This is a genomic window from Vibrio sp. Isolate34 (genome assembly GCF_022397915.1).
Classification (GTDB): domain Bacteria; phylum Pseudomonadota; class Gammaproteobacteria; order Enterobacterales; family Vibrionaceae; genus Vibrio.
Genome location: NZ_JAKEUO010000009.1, coordinates 1 through 19,474 on the forward strand (window position 1 = coordinate 1; position 19,474 = coordinate 19,474).

At 45.1% G+C, this 19,474-nt stretch carries 18 protein-coding genes, 1 pseudogene and 1 riboswitch; of the genes and pseudogenes, 13 read left to right on the forward strand and 6 right to left on the reverse strand.

The annotated features are described in order from the left end of the window. Positions 1-445 precede the first annotated feature (445 nt). On the reverse strand, positions 446-697 hold the full coding sequence (locus L1D22_RS11370; RefSeq protein WP_239829854.1) for a hypothetical protein: 252 nt from the start codon (positions 695-697) through the stop codon (positions 446-448). A 520-nt stretch (positions 698-1,217) separates the two neighbouring features. On the opposite strand from L1D22_RS11370, the gene L1D22_RS11375 reads away from it, so the two are divergent. Further along, positions 1,218-3,176: a M13 family metallopeptidase gene (locus L1D22_RS11375; RefSeq protein WP_239829855.1), complete on the forward strand. Its 1,959-nt coding sequence runs from the start codon at positions 1,218-1,220 to the stop codon at positions 3,174-3,176. A gap of 138 nt (positions 3,177-3,314) precedes the next feature. Here L1D22_RS11375 and L1D22_RS22310 read toward each other — a convergent pair whose 3' ends face one another. Then, on the reverse strand, positions 3,315-3,449 hold the full coding sequence (locus L1D22_RS22310; protein WP_275665041.1) for a hypothetical protein: 135 nt from the start codon (positions 3,447-3,449) through the stop codon (positions 3,315-3,317). Between the two features lie 175 nt (positions 3,450-3,624). Then, positions 3,625-4,299 (reverse strand): glutathione S-transferase family protein, encoded by a 675-nt coding sequence (locus tag L1D22_RS11380; RefSeq protein WP_239829856.1) that lies wholly within the window; start codon positions 4,297-4,299, stop codon positions 3,625-3,627. Between the two features lie 494 nt (positions 4,300-4,793). Between L1D22_RS11380 and L1D22_RS11385 the strand changes: the two genes are divergently transcribed. The 11 genes from L1D22_RS11385 to thiM all read left to right on the forward strand — a co-directional run bounded on the left by L1D22_RS11385 (position 4,794) and on the right by thiM (position 14,929). Then, positions 4,794-5,891, forward strand: coding sequence for a YdcF family protein (locus L1D22_RS11385; RefSeq protein ID WP_239829857.1), 1,098 nt, complete (start codon positions 4,794-4,796; stop codon positions 5,889-5,891). 107 nt (positions 5,892-5,998) lie between these two features. Further along, positions 5,999-6,250: a DUF2999 family protein gene (locus L1D22_RS11390; protein WP_004731647.1), complete on the forward strand. Its 252-nt coding sequence runs from the start codon at positions 5,999-6,001 to the stop codon at positions 6,248-6,250. A 421-nt stretch (positions 6,251-6,671) separates the two neighbouring features. Next, positions 6,672-7,700 carry a DUF4382 domain-containing protein gene (locus tag L1D22_RS11395; protein ID WP_239829858.1) on the forward strand — a complete coding sequence of 343 codons (1,029 nt, stop codon included), beginning with the start codon at positions 6,672-6,674 and terminating at the stop codon, positions 7,698-7,700. Positions 7,701-7,873: 173 nt separating this feature from the next. Further along, positions 7,874-8,608, forward strand: coding sequence for an AraC family transcriptional regulator (locus L1D22_RS11400; protein ID WP_239829859.1), 735 nt, complete (start codon positions 7,874-7,876; stop codon positions 8,606-8,608). A 79-nt stretch (positions 8,609-8,687) separates the two neighbouring features. Then, positions 8,688-9,605 (forward strand): EamA family transporter, encoded by a 918-nt coding sequence (locus tag L1D22_RS11405; RefSeq protein ID WP_239829860.1) that lies wholly within the window; start codon positions 8,688-8,690, stop codon positions 9,603-9,605. 98 nt (positions 9,606-9,703) lie between these two features. Further along, positions 9,704-9,815, forward strand: a riboswitch (TPP riboswitch). A gap of 98 nt (positions 9,816-9,913) precedes the next feature. Further along, positions 9,914-10,798 carry a bifunctional hydroxymethylpyrimidine kinase/phosphomethylpyrimidine kinase gene (gene thiD, locus L1D22_RS11410; RefSeq protein ID WP_239829861.1) on the forward strand — a complete coding sequence of 295 codons (885 nt, stop codon included), beginning with the start codon at positions 9,914-9,916 and terminating at the stop codon, positions 10,796-10,798. Beyond that, positions 10,788-11,552 (forward strand): ABC transporter ATP-binding protein, encoded by a 765-nt coding sequence (locus L1D22_RS11415; protein WP_239829862.1) that lies wholly within the window; start codon positions 10,788-10,790, stop codon positions 11,550-11,552. Before thiD ends, L1D22_RS11415 begins: the two co-directional genes overlap by 11 nt. Then, entirely contained in the window at positions 11,545-12,360 is an 816-nt protein-coding gene (locus L1D22_RS11420; RefSeq protein WP_017061914.1) for an ABC transporter permease, read from the forward strand. The genes L1D22_RS11415 and L1D22_RS11420 overlap by 8 nt, the downstream gene beginning before the upstream one ends. 119 nt (positions 12,361-12,479) lie before the next feature. Continuing rightward, positions 12,480-13,436: an ABC transporter substrate-binding protein gene (locus L1D22_RS11425; RefSeq protein ID WP_239829863.1), complete on the forward strand. Its 957-nt coding sequence runs from the start codon at positions 12,480-12,482 to the stop codon at positions 13,434-13,436. Between the two features lie 8 nt (positions 13,437-13,444). Then, the gene (tenA, locus tag L1D22_RS11430) at positions 13,445-14,140 is read left to right on the forward strand and encodes a thiaminase II (protein ID WP_239829864.1); all 696 of its coding nucleotides are present in this window, start codon (positions 13,445-13,447) and stop codon (positions 14,138-14,140) included. 3 nt (positions 14,141-14,143) lie between these two features. Continuing rightward, on the forward strand, positions 14,144-14,929 hold the full coding sequence (gene thiM, locus L1D22_RS11435; RefSeq protein ID WP_239829865.1) for a hydroxyethylthiazole kinase: 786 nt from the start codon (positions 14,144-14,146) through the stop codon (positions 14,927-14,929). 135 nt (positions 14,930-15,064) lie between these two features. Here thiM and L1D22_RS11440 read toward each other — a convergent pair whose 3' ends face one another. Then, entirely contained in the window at positions 15,065-17,008 is a 1,944-nt protein-coding gene (locus L1D22_RS11440) for a methyl-accepting chemotaxis protein (RefSeq protein WP_239829866.1), read from the reverse strand. Between the two features lie 261 nt (positions 17,009-17,269). Here L1D22_RS11440 and thiE point away from each other — a divergent pair, with 261 nt between their 5' ends. Then, complete coding sequence (thiE, locus tag L1D22_RS11445; RefSeq protein ID WP_239829867.1) at positions 17,270-17,887, forward strand: thiamine phosphate synthase; 618 nt, start codon at positions 17,270-17,272, stop codon at positions 17,885-17,887. A 101-nt stretch (positions 17,888-17,988) separates the two neighbouring features. On the opposite strand, the gene L1D22_RS11450 is transcribed toward thiE, so the two are convergent. Both L1D22_RS11450 and L1D22_RS22390 read right to left on the reverse strand, forming a co-directional pair. Beyond that, positions 17,989-18,333, reverse strand: a complete 345-nt coding sequence (locus L1D22_RS11450; RefSeq protein WP_239829997.1) for a thiamine-phosphate diphosphorylase — start codon at positions 18,331-18,333, stop codon at positions 17,989-17,991. Positions 18,334-18,799: 466 nt separating this feature from the next. Further along, positions 18,800-18,979 (reverse strand): annotated as a pseudogene (locus L1D22_RS22390) (LysR family transcriptional regulator); the annotation flags it as partial. Between the last annotated feature and the right edge of the window lie 495 nt (positions 18,980-19,474).

Consider the following 19,474-nt stretch of genomic DNA (forward strand, 5'->3'; position numbering starts at 1 on the left):
GAGCGACATGAGCGACATGTGAAAATCAGGAGTTCAGCGACTCCTTTTGACCCTGAATACCAAGAATACTTGGTAAAGCGGAAGTCAAAAAGACAAGCTCGCAACTCGTGGATTGATCCTGCTCTAACTGCTTTATAAGTTGTTGGGTGTCAAACGATGCCTTAGTGGAGGCTTGAGCCGTATGCAGTGAAAGTTGCACGTACGGTTCTTAGGGAGACGGCACTTGGTAACAAGTGTCGTCCACCCGACCAAAATGAGTTTGGATAGGAGGCAAATGCAATTTTAATCCGCCTGTTTTATCAAGCTGTCAAATTAGGAAACAACCTGTTTCCTAAATTATTCCTGCCCCAAAGTTTGTCTGATCGGGAATGAGCTTAATTTCAAGTTCGGTAACCTGATTTATTTATCCTAATGCCTAAAACTTCATCTATTTGTATAAATTTGCTCATTCGCTATGAATAGAGTTCTTCAGAAGTTGGAAGCTGCAAACCCAAGTATCTGATACGCTCTTAGCAAATTGGCTGTATTGGTTCTGGTTCTCTTCTTCTTTGAGGTTTAGCTGTATTGTTTTTACTGGGTGGCAATCTAGCGCATTAACTATGGCGTTCAATCCCTCGTTCTCCGCGCTAACCTTCTCAGCAGCATTTACATTGGCTACCAGTATTAACGAAACCGTTAGTGCCATTACCTTGATCATGTTTCCTCCTTAAAATCTAAATATAACCCCTAGTGCGCCTGAATCTAAGCTCATAGTATACTTCTCTGTATCCATTTCGCCGCCTGTTGTGGCAGACAAGCCAAGCACCTTAGTTACGTTGCAACGAAGCCCTGCACTAAAGCTAAGAGGCTCCTCTTTTGCTGCCACACGATGCGTAGCTTTGGGCGCATCAAACTCCATCGGACGACTACCAGAGCCTATAGGTTCAATACTTGAGCAAACACCTGAGCATGCGCACAGAGGGAGCCCTAAGAGGATTGGAACAACAACCTTAGAGATCATTAAGTTAAGCCAAAGTTAAATTTATTAAAATAAGCGTACTATTTAAACTGGTCGGTTTAAACGAACAAATCTGGAATCTTAGTTGTCAACCAAAAGCTTTAATATTGATAGCTTAATCAATATGAATTAACAAAGAGAATGTGCCAGACTATAAGTAAAAATATATTGGTTCACTCCCTTTATCCCATCCCCTTACTAGCCTCAACAAGGACAACGTATGAAGATAAAACTACTCGCACTATTAAGTTTGGCGGCTACTTCTGCATTTGCTAATCCAGCAGGCAATGACTTTTACAATTTTGTAAACGAAGACTGGCAGAAGTCGGCGGTGATACCCACAGGCTATCCTTCAAATAACTCTTTTGTTGAAGTTCACCTTCGAACGCAAGCGCAGCTTCAAGAGCTTGTAAATAAAATTATTGAAAGTGATGACCGTAAGCTTACGAACGACGAGCGTAATATAAAAACTCTTTACATGAGTTACACGAATATTAAGGAGCGTGAAGCTTTGGGTTTAGCGCCTTTGATTAGCTCTCTCGAGTCGATTGAAGCAATTAAAGACCATACAGGGGCAGTTCGAGTGATGACGCATATCGGGCAGGACTCGATTTTCAAAGTTGGGGTGTCTCAAGACGCTAAAGCTCCAAGCCATTATGCCGCTCACATCTCACAGGGAGGTTTGATAATGGATGAAAAAAACTACTACACCATACCTGAAGCACGAGAGGCTTTCCTTGCTTACACAACTCAGCTCTTTGTGTTATCAGGATTCGAAGATGCAAAATCTCGCGCAAAACAGGTTCTGGATTTTGAATCTAAGCTAGCCTTGACTCATTGGGATGGTTCAAAAATGCGTGATGTTTCCCTTGCGTACCACCCGATGACAGTAGCGGAGCTGAGTGAGTACACTAAAGGTTACGATTGGGAAACCTTTTTTACTTTCAGTGGTGCAGATAAAGGCCTGAAAGGTAAAAAAGCCATTTTAGTGACGGATAGCGCGATAAAGGATGGAGCAGATCTATTTAGCAAAACTGATATTGAAGTTATTAAGAGTTATATGTATGCCCATCTTCTTGATCGTAGTGCTTCCTTGCTTTCGTCGAAATTTGTTGGAGCTCACTTCTGGTTTCACAGTACAGTCCAACGAGGAATTAGTGAACAAATGCCACTAGAGGCTCGCGCCTTGTCTTTTACAAACGGGTATCTCGGTATGCCGCTTGGGATGATCTATGCAAAAGAATACTTCCCTGAAGAGTCGAAGAAAGAGATAGAAGAATTAGTGGCCTACATTAGTAGTACATTTGAAAGACGCTTCAAAGCTGCCGAATGGATGGATGAGCAAACTAGAAATGAGGCTATCCACAAGCTCCATCAAGTGCGCGTGAAAATCGGTTATCCAAGCCGAGAACAAGGCATATCGGTTAATCTTTTAAGCACCAACCCACTAGAGAACGCGCATAAAGCAGAGGTTTGGTTGACTGCTGATTCCATTGGGAAACTCGATGAGTCATATCGAGGTTGGGAATGGTCAATGACGCCGCAAACTGCGAATGCCTACTACACTGCTAACTCTAATGAAATCGTCTTCCCTGCTGCATTCTTGCAACCTCCGTTCTATGACAAAACAAAAGATGCTGCTTACAATTTTGGCAGCATTGGGGCGATTATCGGACACGAACTTGGGCATGCATTTGATGATCAGGGTAGTGCCTTCGATGGTCGTGGTGTTATGCGTGATTGGTGGAGTAGAACCTCTAGCGAGAAGTATAAAGTAAAAACCACACAACTCATAAAACAATACAACCAGTACGAATCGGCGGGGATGAAAATTAATGGACTCCTAACATTGGGTGAGAACATAGGTGACTTGGGGGGCTTAACAGTTGCGCTGGAGGCATACCGTCAATATAACCGTGAAACGTATCCTAACGGGGTTGCACCTATCGTTAATGGATTAACGGGAGAGCAAAGATTCTTCTTAGCGTGGGCTAATGTTTGGCGTGAGAAGACGACTGACGAGTTCACCAAAGAGATGATAATGACAAACCCACATGCTCCGAGCAAATGGCGCGTAAATGGTGTGGTTCGCAATATCGATGCGTGGTATGAAGCATTCGATATAGGACAAAACGATGATCTTTACTTACCACCGGAAGAGCGCGTGAAGATTTGGTAAATAAGGAGTGACCGTAGAGAACGAGGTACGATTGAGAGTTGAGATAAAAACTGGCCGAAGTTACTTGCAGAATAACGAAGTCCATCAAAAAAGGTCGCTATCATAGCGACCTTTTTTGATGGTGAGGAACTTTTACGTTTACGGTAACAACAATATTTTACCCATTACCGAACGACTTTCGATTGTATCGTGTGCTTGCGTTGCTTCGAACTGAGCTGAACCATCAATACAGAACACTAAATAGATTGATTTACCATATGGGTAGTTATCCATAAATTGCTAATTTAGAATAACCACTGACACGTTTTTGTCCAGAAATGTGTTTTGGATAAGTGGATTATAAAATCATGACGTTTCAATATGATTGGAACAGAAAGAGCCGCTTTTTAGCGGCTCTTTCTGTTTGAGTTTTAGCTATCACTTAGTAGAGCATTAGCTTTCAATTCTTCTACTTCGCATAATTCGAAGGAAACAGTGCTCGTTTCGCTTCTTCATCACGTTCGGTTTTAAATTCAATGCCTTTACCAATCTCGCGAGCGCGCAGTGCAGCAGGGCGGGTGTTGATTGCGTTAAACCAACGCTTCAAGTTCGGGTAAGGTTCTAGGCCTTCTTCACCAAGCACGAAAGGTGCTTTATCAATCCAACCCCATGCCGCGACATCGACAATGGTGTACTCATTTCCGACGATAAATTCACGACCTTCCATATGCTTCTCTAACACTTCGTAATGACGTTGTGCTTCACGTAGGTAACGGTTCACAGCGTAGTCTAGACCTGCTGGCGCAGCATGACGGAAGTGTACCGATTGACCTGAATAAGGGCCAAGGCCGCTGGCGATAAACATCATCCAAGAGAGCAGTTCAGCTCTGTCTTCTGGTTGTCCCCCAAGCTCGCCAGTCTTCTCTGATAGGTACAAAAGGATAGCGTTAGAATCGAACACGCGCTGTCCATCGTCTTCAATGGCTGGTGTTTTACCGTTCGGGTTAATCAAACGATATTCCGGCGTGTGTTGCTCGCCCTTTAAGGTATCAACAGGAACGAGTTCAAAATCTAGGCCTGTCTCTTCTAGAAACAGAGCGATCTTCATTGGGTTGGGTGTTTGGTGAAAATAGAACTTAAGCATGGGGTAACTCCTTGTATTGATAATTCATTAAAGCACCTCTTGAACGGTCGTTCAATGATTGATTTTAATTTATTTGAAAACCGGTTGATGCGTGTTTTAAATCTATGCGCTTAAAACTTCGTTATTAGAGCGAGAATGGAATCGAATGATTCAGTGTGTTGAATTTTAAGTTGTTGAAAAATGAGCTTAAAGTTGCTGTTTGGCGTGTTGTTTTCTGCGGAGTTCGGGTTTGTGATGGGTGGTTTTCGGTGGAATAGGGCGTATTAAATCCGCAGTCAGATATTCCAACAAAAACGTTGAGCACTGGTTCAAACCAGAATTATCTGGATATACAGGCTTATTGGTAAGTTCAAAATCGTGATCTGTTGCCACACCTTATGCAACAAATGAATATTAACCTCGGAGATTCTGGTGTGGTTCACAGTTTTTTAATCTTAGGGACTTACATTGGTGAGCAAATCTGATGTGAACACTTAACGACACAGGATCTTTCCATGAAAAAGAACATTATCGCCCTCGCTCTTGGTGGCATGCTTGCTTTTGGCGCAACACCTTATTCTTTTGCCGCTAACGATGGCGCAGTACAGGCTTCAGCGGATTACGCGCAGTTGGTGACTAAGCGACAAGTTGTCGACCAATTACTTCTTGATGCGTTGCAGGCCTTTAAGTCTCCGGCAAGAATTTCTCACGCGGGCTTCACGGCTAAAATGCCAAGCAACATGGAAATTGTGACTAACCGATTGTTAGAAGCGTACCAGCTAGAACCTTACCGTACTGATTTGTTGATCTCGGCGGCGAATGCTCAGATCTACAACAAGAACGCAGAGCGCGCGATTGAGTTATTTGAACAAGCGTTGACGGTTGCACCAGACGATGTCGATCTTCATGCTTACCTTGCGGTTTGGCAGCGTTTTGAAGGCAATGAAAGTGAATCCAACAAGCACATGGAGAAGCTAGAGAGCCTGAATAAAGGTAAGGCAGAAGATATTAAACGTATTTTTGCAACGGTCGACCGCGTGTTAGAAACACCTCTTAAAGAATCTGCAGATAAGGGACTGTTGAGCGACCACGGTGCCATCGTCACTTTAGGCTACGCGCTTAACCCTGATGGCTCTATGCATGAAATCTTGATTGAACGTCTTGAAACGACATTAGCGATGGCTAAAGCGAACCCAGATGCGATGATCGTGTTAACGGGTGGCGTGCCGAAGAACCATAAGACTGAAGGCAAGTTAATGGCGGATTGGCTTATCTCAAAAGGGGTAAGTAAAGATCGCATCATTGAAGAGAACTACGCGACCAGCACGGTAGGCAATGCCTTATTCAGTAGCTATGCGCTTGCTCGTCATGATATTAAGCATGCGACCATTATCAGCTCGGCAAGCCATGTTCGTCGTGGTCAAACTCTGTTTGAAATCGCGAGCTGGCAAACGGGGCCTCAAGGCATCACCTTTGATACGGTTTCTTACCCAGACAAGCCGCTCGCAGATCTTAAGAAGGCGAGCAGTGGTGAGCTGCTAGGTATCTACCGCGACGCTCTTAGAACGTATGGTATGTGGAGTTACCGCTCTTACCCATTAGAGTCTCGCTAGGCTTAGGGTTATTTCATAGTAGGCAAAGTATAAGTTGCTAGTACAATCGAGCACAGCTAGATGGTATGCTGTGCTCCTACTTAATTTAGTGTTTCAAAGGCAAAAAAATGAACCCGATTTTAGCAATGTTGAAAGAGAACAATATTAGCGACGAGCAGATCAGCGAGCTATTCAAGACGTTGACCGAGAACCCTCTTGCAGCAATGGCGACGATCAGCCAACTTGGTTTACCTCAAGACAAACTTCAAATGCTGATGGGTCAGGTAATGCAAAACCCTGCGCTAATCAAAGAAGCAGTTGAAGAGCTTGGCCTAGATTTTTCTAAGGTTGAAGCGGCTAAAGAGCAACTTCAAAAATAAGTGAGTTTGAATGAGCTGATATCGTCTTAGCTTATTCGCATTCAATGAAAAGGTCGTTTAAGTTCAGCAATAGGCTGTCTTGACGGCCTTTTTTGATCTTGGTAGTAGTTTGGGGCTTTGGTTGAGTTGCTTTCAATTATCTTATCTGACTCCATACACACCGACTATTTCAACACAATTGACAGCAATCTTGCCAAATATGTGCGACTACTGACAATTTACTTACTAGACTTAATTAACCTATGTGCGACCTGATATGTGCATCTTGATGAGCAGAGTTTTTGGATGAAGAAAGCCTTAAGTAATAGGGCTAACCGATTTTGGCCATAAGCGCGGTTTATCTATGAGCCACATTAAGGAAATGAATAAGAGGGCAACAAACTAAGCCCTTTATTGAGCAGTGATTTATAGGAAGCTAGTTATGAAGTATTTAAAGGAAACCGCTTTAGCGAGCCTTGTGCTGGCTGGGCTTGTTGGTTGTGGCGGTGATTCAGGTTCATCAAGCAGCACGACACCCATTACCTTGAGCGTGAGTGATGCGCCCATTGATGATGTTAAAGACGTCACCGTGACATTCAGTAAGGTTGCTTTACTTCCTCAAGGGGGAGGTTCGCCACTGATATATGATGTGTATAAAACGGACGAAAACGGCGATTACGTTGATGAAAATGGCGATCCATTGCCAGATGGTGAGGATCCGATTCCATTAGGTGTGAATTTGCTGGATTACCAAGGCAGCGATGCGCTTCCTTTGATTGAAAATGAGGTCATTCCGGTAGGCAGCTATAAGTTGTGTGTGTTTGCGAATGATGGCGATCATCCAACAGATCCATCATATGTCGTAGATGATAATAATGTGGAACAAAGCTTAACGGTGAAAGGTGAAGGTGCGTGTCCGCAAGGTGTGGGTAAAGAAGATAACGCTGGCGTACTTTACTTTAATAACTCATTTAATGTGAACCAACAAAGTAACGATTTTGTTGTCGAGTTCGATCTTCGACGTGGCCTAAAGAACAGTTCGACTTTCCCTGATTACACCATTCAAAGAACGTCTGTGAGCCTTATCAATACGGTTGAGACAGGAAACATTGAAGGTACTGTAGCGACCACAACTTTCGAAGCTTGTAATCCTACAGACGATAACACGTTCGTTCAGTCGGTTTATCTGTATGAAGGCGATGTCGACAAAGCTGACATGGCACCAATCGGCGGCAGTGATGAAGTGAAACCGATCACTTCAGCATCAGTGACAATGAATCAAGCACAGACAAACTATGAGTTCTCTCTGGGCTTCATTGACCCAGGTACTTACTCATTGGGTTATACCTGTACTGCGCAGCATGACAGTGATGAAGACAATGCTGCGCCATTAGCCGCAGGCTTCGCAATATACGAAGCTCAAAATGGCGTGCAAGTCACCGTGGGTCAGGACAGCCAAGTATCATTCTAATCTTGGTGTGAATTACGCTTTTTAATAAAAACGGCCTCTCATTTGGAGGCCGTTTTTGATCATGTTGCCTAGCTAGCATGAATTTGATGAGCATTGAGTGTGACTCTAGGGGAGTGATAATGTAACGTTGTATCTCTTACTTTAACCTAGCGAAATGTACTCCGGCGTTGCTCATGAAATCTAGCTTAAGCATTCGATCTTACACCAAGCAATTTAATACCCATGCTCATGATGACCATCATCAACTGGTATTGCCGATCCAAGGGAGTATCAACCTTGAGATGGTTGGATATGTCGGCAAAGTGGCCGTAGGTGAATGCGTGGTGATTCCGGTAACCACAGCGCATGCCTTTAAGGCGGATGAAGCAGCGCGGTTTATTGTCGCAGATATGGCAGAGTTACCGCAGCACTTGTTAGAGCATGAGCTCTCTGTATTTGCGATTACTCCGCCTTTGATGAGCTTCTTACTGTTCGTTGAGAAGCAGCTGGAATATCAAGTAGACAGTGGCATTGAATCGTCAATCTTGGATGTGTTCTCACTACTGTTAGAGCAACAACAAGTAAGCAAGAGCATCGACCCAAGAATCCGTGCGGTACAAAGATTGATAGCGGATAATTACGCCCGACCTCTCTCTATATCTCAACTTGCAGAAACGGCCTGTTTGAGTCCTACTCAATTCAAAAAACGCTTCAAAGAGTGCCTAGGTATCAGTGTGCTTAAATACATCACTCGATATCGTATGGAGAAAGCGCAAGCCTTGCTAAGCCATACCGATCTGCCTGTCCAATTGATCGCTGAAAATGTTGGGTATACTGATGTGTCTGCGTTCAGTCGCCGCTTCTCTCAGCACTTTGGGATGTCCCCTAGGGCGTTTCTAGGCTCGATGAAAGAGAGTCTTTCGAAATAACAATAGCGTCCGTTCTGCAAACTAATTTTAAGGCATCTTCACTATTATCTATTTCAGAGCTGAAAATTGGGTAATAGAAATGAATCTTGCCATCAATCGTGTTAACGAATTCCAAACGGGCACTTTAGCCATCTTGTTTGCTTCTATTTTATGGGGCACGACAGGCACCGCCGCAAGCTTCGCACCTGATTTAAGTCCCTTGGCGATTGGTGCTTTCTCTATGGGTGTCGGCGGCCTAATGCAAGCGGGCTTGGCGTATCGAAAAATCCTATTCGCTTTCGACAAACTTTTGCAGAACAAGAAGCTGTTGGCAGTGAGCGCTTTGGCTTTGGCTGTATACCCCTTAGCTTTCTATTCATCTATGAAGTTATCGGGTGTCGCAATTGGTACGGTCGTGTCGATTGCTACCGCACCGTTCTTTTCTGCTCTCTTAGAGTGTCTTATCAGCAAAAACAATAATATCAACAAACGCTGGTTAACGAGCTTTGCGATTGGTGTGGTGGGTATTGGGTTATTGGTGTTTTCAGAGTCGTCATCGGCGAGTGAATCTGGCGACGAACTGAAGCTTTTGGGTATTGGATTAGGTTTGGTTGCTGGTCTGTGTTACGCCATTTATTCATGGGCGACGAAGGCTTTGATAGACGAAGGCATTGAGTCGCAAGCGGCGATGGGCAGCATATTTGGTTTAGGTGCAATGCTATTACTGCCAACGCTTTGGTTTACAGGGAATAACCTGTTCGCATCGAATACCAATATATTGGTCGTGAGTTACTTGGCGTTAATTCCTCAATGCATGGGTTATATCGCCTTCAGTTTTGGCCTGCGACATGTCACCGCGAGCAGTGCCAACTTGATTACCTTGCTTGAGCCGGTCGTTGCCGCCGTGTTGGCCGTGTGTATTGTGGGTGAGCTTATTCCATTGGTTGGCTGGCTAGGTATGTTCTTGATTGTGATGTGTTTATTCATCCAATATCAGCCGACTAAAAAGCCGTTATAACTATTTGTTAAAGCGAGATTAATTGAATTAAATTCATGCGTGATTCTTATAATTGAATAAAATGAGTATCTCAGTTGCGAGAGTGCTGTTACTATCGTTATCAATAGTCGGGGGGCATATACCTTAGTTGGTGTTTGCTGAGATCGTTATTCGAGACCCGTTGAACCTGATTCAGTTAACACTGGCGTAGGGAACTATGATTACTTTGCCTACGTGGTTCAACAATGATCTCTCATTGCTTTCACCTCCACACTCTCTTTGCGGCCAAAGTTCGGTTCTCTTACGTCTTTTAGACAGTAGGAGCGACCATGACACAGCATTCCAATTCTCAAGCATCACCTAGCAGCATTCAAACACCAGAAAACCCATCTTCTTCGATCAATACTCCGATTGTTTTGACCATTGCGGGTTCTGACAGTGGCGGCGGCGCGGGCATTCAAGCTGATATTAAAGCCATGTCTGCTACGGGTAGTTTCGCTTGTTCGGTAATTACCGCGATTACATCTCAGAATACCCAAGGCGTGTCAGCAATTTTCCCTATCCCGCTTGAGCATGTCGCTAGCCAGCTAGATGCAGTGTTTACCGATTTGAATATCGTAGCGGTAAAAGTTGGCATGTTGGCGGATTCGCAAATCATCAAAGTTGTCGCGGACAAAATCAAACAATACCAGCCTAAACACCTAGTGATTGACCCTGTCATGGTGGCGACAAGTGGCGACCTTCTTTTAGAAAACTCGGCTATCACCACGCTAAAACAGGAGCTGATTCCGCTCGCAGACATCATTACCCCTAACTTGCCAGAAGGTGCAGCACTTACAGGTAAAGCTGTGCCTGAAAGCCAAGCGGAAATGCAGGATATGATTGAAGACCTGCGCGCTTTAGGTGCTAAAGCCGTCCTGCTAAAAGGCGGTCACTTGGAGAAAGATGAAAACAGTAGCGACTTACTGATTCTGCCAACCACATCTGCTTTGATTAGCGCGAAGCGTTTTCCTACCAAAAATACCCATGGTACGGGTTGTACGCTTTCTTCTGCGATCGCTTCTTTCTTGGCTCAAGGCAACACGCTTCCAGAGGCTGTCGACCTAGGTAAACAATACATTTCACGCGCGATTGCTCATGCTGACGAACTTCAAGTTGGTCAGGGGCATGGACCGGTAAATCACTTCTTCGCTGGGCATGGTAATGTCCGTTAATACGATTGGCGTTCAACTCAGTAATGCGACTCTGCGCTACCGAGATAGCGAGCACGCGACCTTGTCGGGGCTGTCATTGAACTTAAAGGCAGGTAAGTGGACTGTGCTGCTTGGTCGCAGTGGTTGCGGGAAAACCACGGTATTGCGATACCTAGCAGGTTTACTCGATGACAAAGTTGAATGGCAGGGCACATTGGCAACGTCTGATGAACTGCCTCTCACCGATCGCATCGCATATATGGCGCAGCAAGATTTATTACTGCCGTGGTTGTCGGTTATCGACAATGTGTGTCTGAGCCATCGCTTTCAAGATTCCGTAGATAAGCATCAAAATATCGAGCATAAAAATCAGGCGTTAGAGCTACTGACTTCTGTTGGTTTGGCTGATTACGCAGATACCATGCCGGATCAATTGTCTGGTGGTATGCGTCAACGTGTTGCTTTGGCTCGCACTTTAATGCAAGACAAGCCTGTCGTGTTGATGGACGAACCTTTCTCAGCGCTGGATGCGGTAACAAGACACAAGTTACAGACCTTAGCGTGTGAACTGTTAAGAGATAAAACCGTTGTGTTGATTACTCATGATCCACAAGAAGCGGTGCGTTTGGCGGATAACTTGTATGTGCTGCAAGGCTCGCCTGCGAGTGCTCACTCTTTACCTGTGCCTCACACCTCAACGCCACGAGTGCTCGATGGTGAGTGTGCCGAGTTGCAACAGGCGATCTTAGATCAGTTGGAGCGTGATTATGAATGATCTAACGCGAAGTGAAGCTGTGACTCAGTCAACGAACGTGCAGTCTAGCACTGAACGTTCAAGTCAGATGAATCCCGTTATGCGTTTGCTTATCAGCAGTGTTGTGATTCTTGGCTTATGGCAACTTGTGGTCGTTGTTTTCGAAATGCCGAGCTTCATTCTTCCGGCCCCCGCAGAAGTCTTTCTCAAGCTTATTGAACGCTACGATGTGTTACTCAAACACACTTGGGTGACCGCACAAGAGATCTTACTTGGGCTATTACTAGGTTTGTCTATGGGGCTGTTTTTCGCCTTGCAGATGTTGATGTTTGATCCGTTGAAACGTTGGCTGTTGCCTATCTTGATTGCTAGCCAAGCGATTCCTGTATTTGCGATCGCGCCAGTACTGATGCTGTGGCTTGGCTATGGCATAGCTTCAAAAGTGGTGATGGCGGCAATCATAATCTTCTTCCCAGTGACGACTTGCTGCTACGACGGCCTGCGAAATACACCGACGGGTTATCTTGACCTCGCCAAGACGATGGGCGCATCGAAATGGCAACTGCTACGCCACATTCAACTTCCTGCTGCACTGCCAACATTGGCGTCAGGTATTCGTGTGGCTGTGGTTATCGCTCCGATTGGCGCGGTTGTCGGCGAGTGGGTGGGTTCGAGTGAAGGGCTAGGCTACTTAATGCTGCAAGCCAATGCACGAATGATCATTGATGAGATGTTTGCTGCCTTGTTTATCTTGGCGGTGCTCTCTATCTCGCTCTACTTCATCACAGACAAATTACTCAAAAAAGCTATCCCTTGGGAGAATCAGTGATGGTTCGCTCAATAACCCTTTGTTTAATAAAGCTTCGCTCAAGGCTCTTTATCTAAACAAACCTCGTTAGAAATTAGATTGAAAAACACAATAATAATATTCAAAAGGAAAGGTTAACTATGAAAAATACCAAATTGGTAGGTGCAGTGGCACTGCTTGCTTCGCTAGTTTCAGGTCATGCATTAGCGGATTCTGAACAAAAGAAACTAACACTGATGTTGGATTGGTTTGTCAATCCGAACCACGGCCCAATTGTGATTGCTCAAGAGCGTGGTTACTTTGCTGACCAAGGCCTAGAGGTTGAAATCCAAGAGCCAGCTGACCCAAGCACGCCAGCAAAACTCGTTGCGGCAGGGAAGGTTGACTTAGCCGTCACCTACCAACCAAGTTTAACCATGGATGTGGCGGCAGGTTTGCCTCTGGTTCGTGCATCAACCCTTATCGCGACACCACTGAACACACTAATGGTGTTGGATAATGGCAAGAACGATTCGTTAGCAGATCTGAAAGGCAAGAAGATCGGTATCGCGATTGCGGGTAACGAAGAAGCGACGATCGGCACCATGTTAGCTCAGGAAAACGTTGAGTTCACTGACGTGCAAACCATCAATGTCGGTTGGGCACTATCGTCTTCACTGGCATCGGGCAAGGTAGATGCAATCTGGGGTGGCTTACGTAACTTCGAAACTAACCAACTAGCGCTTGAAGGCTTTAAAGCAAAAGCGTTCTTCCCTGAAGAACACGGTGTGCCAGTTTACGACGAGCTGATCTTTGTTGCGAATGCGAAGAAACACGACGACGAAGCTATCAAAGCCTTCAACAAAGCACTAGAGCAAGCAACGACTTATATTGTGAACCACCCACAAGATTCATGGAGTGAGTTTGTGGCGTATTCACCAGATACGTTGAACAACGAACTTAACCAACGCGCGTGGAACGACACACTGACTCGTTTTGCACTTCGCCCTTCTGCAGTAGATATGAAGCGTTACGATGATTACGCGCAGTTCATGTTCGACAAAGGCATTATCAAATCACTACCAATAGCTGCTGATTACGTACCGGCTTTTGACTAAGGAATCTCATGAAATATCAAGACTTAATCCAAGCCTGCCAGCAAGATTGGCAAGACTACACCGAGCATGATTTTGTGAAAACGCTGGCAAACGGCACTCTGGCTCAGCCGTGTTTTCTACATTACCTGAAGCAAGACTTTCTGTTCTTAAAACAGTATGCCCGTGCTTATGCATTGGCCATTTACAAGGCGAAAACCTTGGCTGATATGCGTCGCGCACTGCCAAGTGTACATGCTTTATTAGATTCTGAAATTTCACACCACGTGACTTACTGTGGTCAGTGGGGTTTAACGGAATCGGATTTAGAAAACGAACCAGAAGATTTTGGCACAGTCGCTTACACGCGCTACGTTCTAGATGCAGGTATGACGGGGGATCTTGTCGATCTTTATGCGGCACTGGCTCCGTGTTCAATTGGTTATGCCGTGATTGGTAAAGCGCTATTAGAAAGCAGCGATACTGTTTTAGAAGGCAACCCATACGCGAGCTGGCTGCAGCTTTACGGCGGAGAAGAGTTCCAGTCTGGCGTGGCAACGGGCGCAGAGTATTTCAATCAGCTACTGGCTGAAATTGATATTAACAGCGAGCGCGGTCAGAACATCGTTCATATCTTCAAAACCGCAACTCGTATGGAAGTGGCTTTCTGGCAGCAAGGTTTGAATGCACTTAATGACTCAACAGCGGCTTTCACGAATAAGGATTAATCGATGCTAACTGAACAAATCATCCAATCACTGCGCGCAGTACGAGAGCAAAAACCGTTGGTTGTGAACATCACCAACTATGTAGTGATGAACAACACGGCCAATGCGTTATTGGCGATTGGCGCTTCGCCTATCATGGCGCACTCACAACAAGAGCTGGCAGAGATGATGTCTTTCTCTGGCGCTTTAGTGATCAACATTGGCACGCTCGACAGTGTTTGGACACCAAGAATGTGTTTTGCTGTTGAACAAGCGAATGCGAACAATAAGGTTGTGGTTCTTGACCCTGTGGGTTGTGGTGCAAGTACGTTGCGTACTGAGACTTCTCGTCAAATCGCACGTTTAGCGGATAAGTTAATCATTCGTGGTAATGCGTCTGAGATTATCGCATTAGCGGGCGAACAAGCGCAGAGCAAAGGCGTTGATGCGTTAGATAGCAGTGATGCTGCATTAGGCGCTGCACAGTGCTTAGTGGCTGAATACGGCGCGAATGTGGTGATTTCTGGTGAGACGGATTACGTTGTCACTAAAGACAGCGTGGTGACGTTAAACAATGGACATCCAATGATGCCGTATGTGACGGGCATGGGTTGTACCTTAACGGCATTGACAGGTGCGTTTGCTGCCATTGGAGATGAAAGTGGTTTAGCGGCAGCGGCGGTATTGGGCGTAGTTGGTGAAATCGCGGCTGAAAACTCACGCGGCCCGGGTAGCTTGCAAATGAACTTACTTGATGAGCTATATCAGTTAGACGAAGAGACTCTGATTCAACGTTTGAAGATTCAGTAGAGTTAATTTAGCTCTAAGCTATCAGTTAGAAGCCTAACTTAAAACGCTTAGTTATAGAAAAGCCCCCGACACTTATGTGTTGGGGGCTTTTTATTATTGGTTTGGAACTGTGTCAGCTGTGTATAGACTGGCTGGCTAGGTTCTAAATCGGTTCACTTGGCTCTCTAGGTGATGAGCAACCTCGGTTAAGTCGCTCGCTGCACCTGAAATGCTGCTTACCGACTCTTGGTTGCTTTGAGCAATAGTGTTTGCACCTTGTGCGTTTTCACCCAGAGATTTGGTTAGACGATCTTGTTCATCAACCGATACTGCGATCTGGCTGTTGGCCTGATTCAGATCTTGGATGTGTTGATTAATCACATGTAAGTTCTGAGAAGCTTGCTGTGCTTGAGTTGAAGCATCTGAAACTGTGCTGTGGCTCTCTTTAATTGACTCTAACGCATCTTTAGCGCCACGTTGTAGTGAGGTGATGAGCTCATCAATCTGGCTAGCAGAGTCTTGGGTGCGCTTAGCGAGAGTCCTTACTTCATCGGCTACGACGGCAAATCCACGTCCTTGTTCACCTGCGCGAGCGGCTTCAATTGCGGCATTCAGCGCGAGAAGGTTGGTCTGCTCTGAAACGCCTTTGATTACTTCCAGTATTGCGCCAATGTTCATCGACTCTTTGTGGAGGTCGGTTACCTTCTGGCTGCTGACCTGCATGCTCTCATCGGCGCTGCCAATTTCGTGTAGTGTCTTATCTACTTCTTTCAGACCCATCGCCACATTCTCGGTCGCTTGGTTCGCTACTTGAGAAGCGTGGTTAGCACTTGAGGCAATTTCAGATGTACTTGAAGCCAGTTGGTCAACCGCGGATGAGATGTTCATCATTTCGCTGTTCAACTGAGTTGCGTTGGTCGAGCTGTTATTCGTCACTTGGTTAAGTGATTCAGACATCTCGCCAATACGTACACTAGAGCGGTTCACTTGGCCTACGATATCGCGCAGAGACTCAATGGTGATCTCCATGTTGGTTAGTAGCTCGCCAATCTCGTTTTTGCTCTCAATGTTCACTTCAACATTCAAGTTACCTTGCGAAAGCTCATTGGTTATCTGTTTAACCTGTGCGATGCCTTTGGTGATAGAACGAGTGACCAACACGGCACTTGTCGTGCCGATAATCAGAGCGACACTCGTTAGTAAAATGATGATTTGAATCGAGCGCTTTTCACTGGCTTGCAGCTCTGGTGTTAACGCTTGTTTCTGTTGTTCGAGAATACTCTGAGCATCGGCCACCGAAATCGCTAAGCTATCGCCAATAGAGGCGAGGGTAGCGGTTCTTTGGGTGTTCTCAATCATCTGCTGATGAACTTGCTCAAAACCTTTCGCGTACGCTTCACGTTGGTTAGAGAAATCTTCAATCAGTTCACTTTGATAAGGAGATGATTTAAGAGATTCAATATCACCTTCGATACCTGGCAGAGCATATTCAAAGATGTCTTTACCGGCTTCATAGGTTTTGAGGTCGTTGTTGTTGGAGTAACTCAGCACAGTGATCTTGGCGGCGAGGAAGTTCTCCATCAACATGCCGGCGTACAAGCTCGCGTTTGGATCGTTGTTGTTGTAAGACTCATACAACAAGCTCTGCGCAGCTTTTAGTGCGTTGGTTTCTCGTGTGACCATCTCTACGTTAACTAACTGGTCAATGAGCAGTTGGCTCTGTTTCATTGAACCATAAGCCGCATCAAACGCCGCAACGCTGTCTTGCACTAATTGCAGGCTCGACAAGCTATCAGTATTGGTGGTGGTTTGGATTAAGTTGTTCAGCAGTTCATCAATCGCCAATTTGCTCGATTGATAATTCGCTTCATATTGATCATCCAATGACTCTAAGTAACGTTCAGAGGCTAAACGCATCTGAAGAAAGTGCACTTGAATGTTGCCTGACAATGTCGCCTTGTGGCTGAGTTCACTGTATTGGCTAAAGCCGTTCGACAAGGTTTGAATACCTTTGTAACTCACAAGGCCTGAAATGACGAAAAAGAGCAAGCAGATGGCATAACCCAGCTTGATCTTGAGCGCTATAGAAAGGTGGCGCATAACTATCCCTATATTTACCTGATTCCTTCATAGGGGAGTATTTCATAAAACAGCATTCTAGGCATGCTAAAGCGAATAGTTTGTGTAATAAGTAACGCTTTTGTTAGAAAGCTCAGGTTTTTCGATATGCTTTCAACGAGTTGCGTATTTGAATTCGCCCGCCTAATTTAAGGAATTAAGTGCTAACTTCCATGCATAGGATGTGATTTGTCGGTAAAATGGCAGAAAACCATTTTTAGAAATCGACTTCAAAGGTATGCGATGAACCCTTATAAACTTTATCTGGTGACTGACGACCAACAAGATTTAGAAACGCTTAAGTTCGTGGTTGAACAAGCGGTTGCTGGTGGTGTCACTATGGTTCAAGTAAGAGAAAAACATGGGGACGTAAGAGCGTTCATTGAGCGTGCACAAGCCGTTAAATCGATTTTAGCTGGAACGGGTGTGCCCTTGATCATTAATGATCGAGTCGATGTGGCATTAGCCGTTGATGCCGATGGTTTACACTTGGGGCAATCGGATATGCCTGCCGCGTTAGCACGTAAGCTGATTGGAGTTGATAAGATTCTTGGGTTATCGATTGAGACGGAGCAGCAGTTACAAGAAGCCGATAGCTTACCGATTGATTACATTGGCCTCAGCGCGCTTTTCGCGACACCGACCAAGACAAACCTCAAGAAACACTGGGGTTACGAAGGCATTCAAATGGCGTTAGAAGCGACCAAGCTTCCGATTGTTGGGATTGGCGGTATTAACGAATCGAACATCCCACAGCTGACTGAAACGGGCATTCATGGATTGGCATTGGTATCAGCGATATGTCACGCAGAAGATCCGAAACAAGCGACGCAGGATTTGCTGTCCCTAATGGGAGAGTGAAGGGGGAATAGACTAGAAAACAAATGAGACTGGTCATTTGTTTTCTAGTTAGATCGCATTAAAGCGCTCGATGCAGTAGCCAGTAAAATGTACGGTCTAACTTACTGAATGCACAAAGCAACGGTGCCGATGATCATAAGAACGATCGCAGCGTACCAGCCGTATTGCGCAGTTTTATCAGCAACGAAAATCCTAATGTAGTTGATTTCTTCGTGCGCCATTGCGATGAAGTCGGTGTCGTTAATCGATAACTCACGGCTAGCGTCTTTCAGGTCTTGCTGAAGCTTGTTGAAAGACTCATCGATGAAGCCTTTTGTTTCCGAAGCAGACGGAGTAGCAGTTAACGCTAGGCTATTCCAAACAGCCATACGCGATTCATATTCGCTTTCACTGACACAATTAAGTACGCGTAAATCATACTCTCGTTTGTTACGCTCTTTCCCCATTTTCTCAGGGCAAATATTTCTTAAAACGTTCACGACAAATTTTCCAAAAGGTTCATTTAGATATAGAAAAGCACTCAAAGAGCGCTCATAAACTGGGGTGAATTAAATTCAAAAAGTGATCTATTTGAAGTTGTCACAAGCGGCTGCGATGCAGAACACTCATGTGGGAGTTTTGAAGTTAGGTCAGTGGTGTTAAAGAGCGATTTGGGTCTGTCTACATTCTTTTGAAAACACAAACCCGTTGGGATCGCAGTGTAGTTAGGTCACTTTGGGACATCAACTAGGGTGTTTTGTCCAGACGACAAAGATATTTATCGGTGAAACGTGTAGAAATGCGGTAGTACGGAGAAACGCACTACCGATATTGAATCTCTGAATTGATGACTTTTTCAAAATAGAGAGGCTTTGAAGAGCAGAGGAGTTTTGAAAAATAGGGGAGCTTTGAAGAATAAGGTGCAGCTAGTTTGCCTTCCATCACCATCATTTCTGGCACATTTGCCCAGCCAACATTTTGTTCGACCAATTCGATGATGGTTTTATGATTATTCGCATACCAGAGCATTGAGCTAATCCCGTAGGTGAACCAAAGTTCTCGTTGTTTTGAGCTACGATGCACGCATTGGCGGTAACGCTTTAAGTCGGTGTCATGTCCTTGCAAACGTATCTTGGTAGGTTGCCAAGGTGAGTGAGACAGAATCGTGATCAGTTCGATGATGTAGGTGATGGCAAATACTTCGCCCCATTGGAACATCGATGAAGGCTCATCAGGCGATGTTCGGCAAAACCAGCTTTGGCCGTGTTCAACGACGAAATCGACACTACTGCCCGGCGAGTCATAAGAGAAGATCGTGTTGATGTGTTTTAACGAGTCGCCAATGGTTTCGAACTCAGTAAATTGATGCAAGACGTATGGGATGATTCTTCGTCTAAAAGCAAGGCCAAGTACATCCGTAAATCGGGAAACGCCCAATTGTGATGAGGTCAGATAAATCAATCGTTTGATGGATTCCGATGGCACAAAGTCACTTTCTGACTCAATAAGATCAGGTGGTAGACCCGAGTCTTCGAGAAGTTTGTGTAGGTCTAATCCATAGTCAGTAAAAATTTGGACTAAGATCTTGGCGTAACTGGTTTGTATAAC

What these genes read in the sequence shown, in the direction of transcription:
- L1D22_RS11415 (WP_239829862.1), top strand. Translation starts at nt 10,788, where the DNA reads ATGTCCGTTAATACGATTGGCGTTCAACTCAGTAATGCGACTCTGCGC.
- L1D22_RS11375 (WP_239829855.1), top strand. Translation starts at nt 1,218, where the DNA reads ATGAAGATAAAACTACTCGCACTATTAAGTTTGGCGGCTACTTCTGCA.
- thiD (WP_239829861.1), top strand. Translation starts at nt 9,914, where the DNA reads ATGACACAGCATTCCAATTCTCAAGCATCACCTAGCAGCATTCAAACA.
- L1D22_RS11440 (WP_239829866.1), bottom strand. Translation starts at nt 17,008, where the DNA reads ATGCGCCACCTTTCTATAGCGCTCAAGATCAAGCTGGGTTATGCCATC.
- L1D22_RS11395 (WP_239829858.1), top strand. Translation starts at nt 6,672, where the DNA reads ATGAAGTATTTAAAGGAAACCGCTTTAGCGAGCCTTGTGCTGGCTGGG.
- L1D22_RS11420 (WP_017061914.1), top strand. Translation starts at nt 11,545, where the DNA reads ATGAATGATCTAACGCGAAGTGAAGCTGTGACTCAGTCAACGAACGTG.
- thiM (WP_239829865.1), top strand. Translation starts at nt 14,144, where the DNA reads ATGCTAACTGAACAAATCATCCAATCACTGCGCGCAGTACGAGAGCAA.
- L1D22_RS11400 (WP_239829859.1), top strand. Translation starts at nt 7,874, where the DNA reads ATGAAATCTAGCTTAAGCATTCGATCTTACACCAAGCAATTTAATACC.
- L1D22_RS11385 (WP_239829857.1), top strand. Translation starts at nt 4,794, where the DNA reads ATGAAAAAGAACATTATCGCCCTCGCTCTTGGTGGCATGCTTGCTTTT.
- tenA (WP_239829864.1), top strand. Translation starts at nt 13,445, where the DNA reads ATGAAATATCAAGACTTAATCCAAGCCTGCCAGCAAGATTGGCAAGAC.
- L1D22_RS11450 (WP_239829997.1), bottom strand. Translation starts at nt 18,333, where the DNA reads ATGGGGAAAGAGCGTAACAAACGAGAGTATGATTTACGCGTACTTAAT.
- L1D22_RS11425 (WP_239829863.1), top strand. Translation starts at nt 12,480, where the DNA reads ATGAAAAATACCAAATTGGTAGGTGCAGTGGCACTGCTTGCTTCGCTA.
- L1D22_RS11405 (WP_239829860.1), top strand. Translation starts at nt 8,688, where the DNA reads ATGAATCTTGCCATCAATCGTGTTAACGAATTCCAAACGGGCACTTTA.
- L1D22_RS11380 (WP_239829856.1), bottom strand. Translation starts at nt 4,299, where the DNA reads ATGCTTAAGTTCTATTTTCACCAAACACCCAACCCAATGAAGATCGCT.
- L1D22_RS11390 (WP_004731647.1), top strand. Translation starts at nt 5,999, where the DNA reads ATGAACCCGATTTTAGCAATGTTGAAAGAGAACAATATTAGCGACGAG.
- thiE (WP_239829867.1), top strand. Translation starts at nt 17,270, where the DNA reads ATGAACCCTTATAAACTTTATCTGGTGACTGACGACCAACAAGATTTA.
- L1D22_RS22310 (WP_275665041.1), bottom strand. Translation starts at nt 3,449, where the DNA reads ATGGATAACTACCCATATGGTAAATCAATCTATTTAGTGTTCTGTATT.
- L1D22_RS11370 (WP_239829854.1), bottom strand. Translation starts at nt 697, where the DNA reads ATGATCAAGGTAATGGCACTAACGGTTTCGTTAATACTGGTAGCCAAT.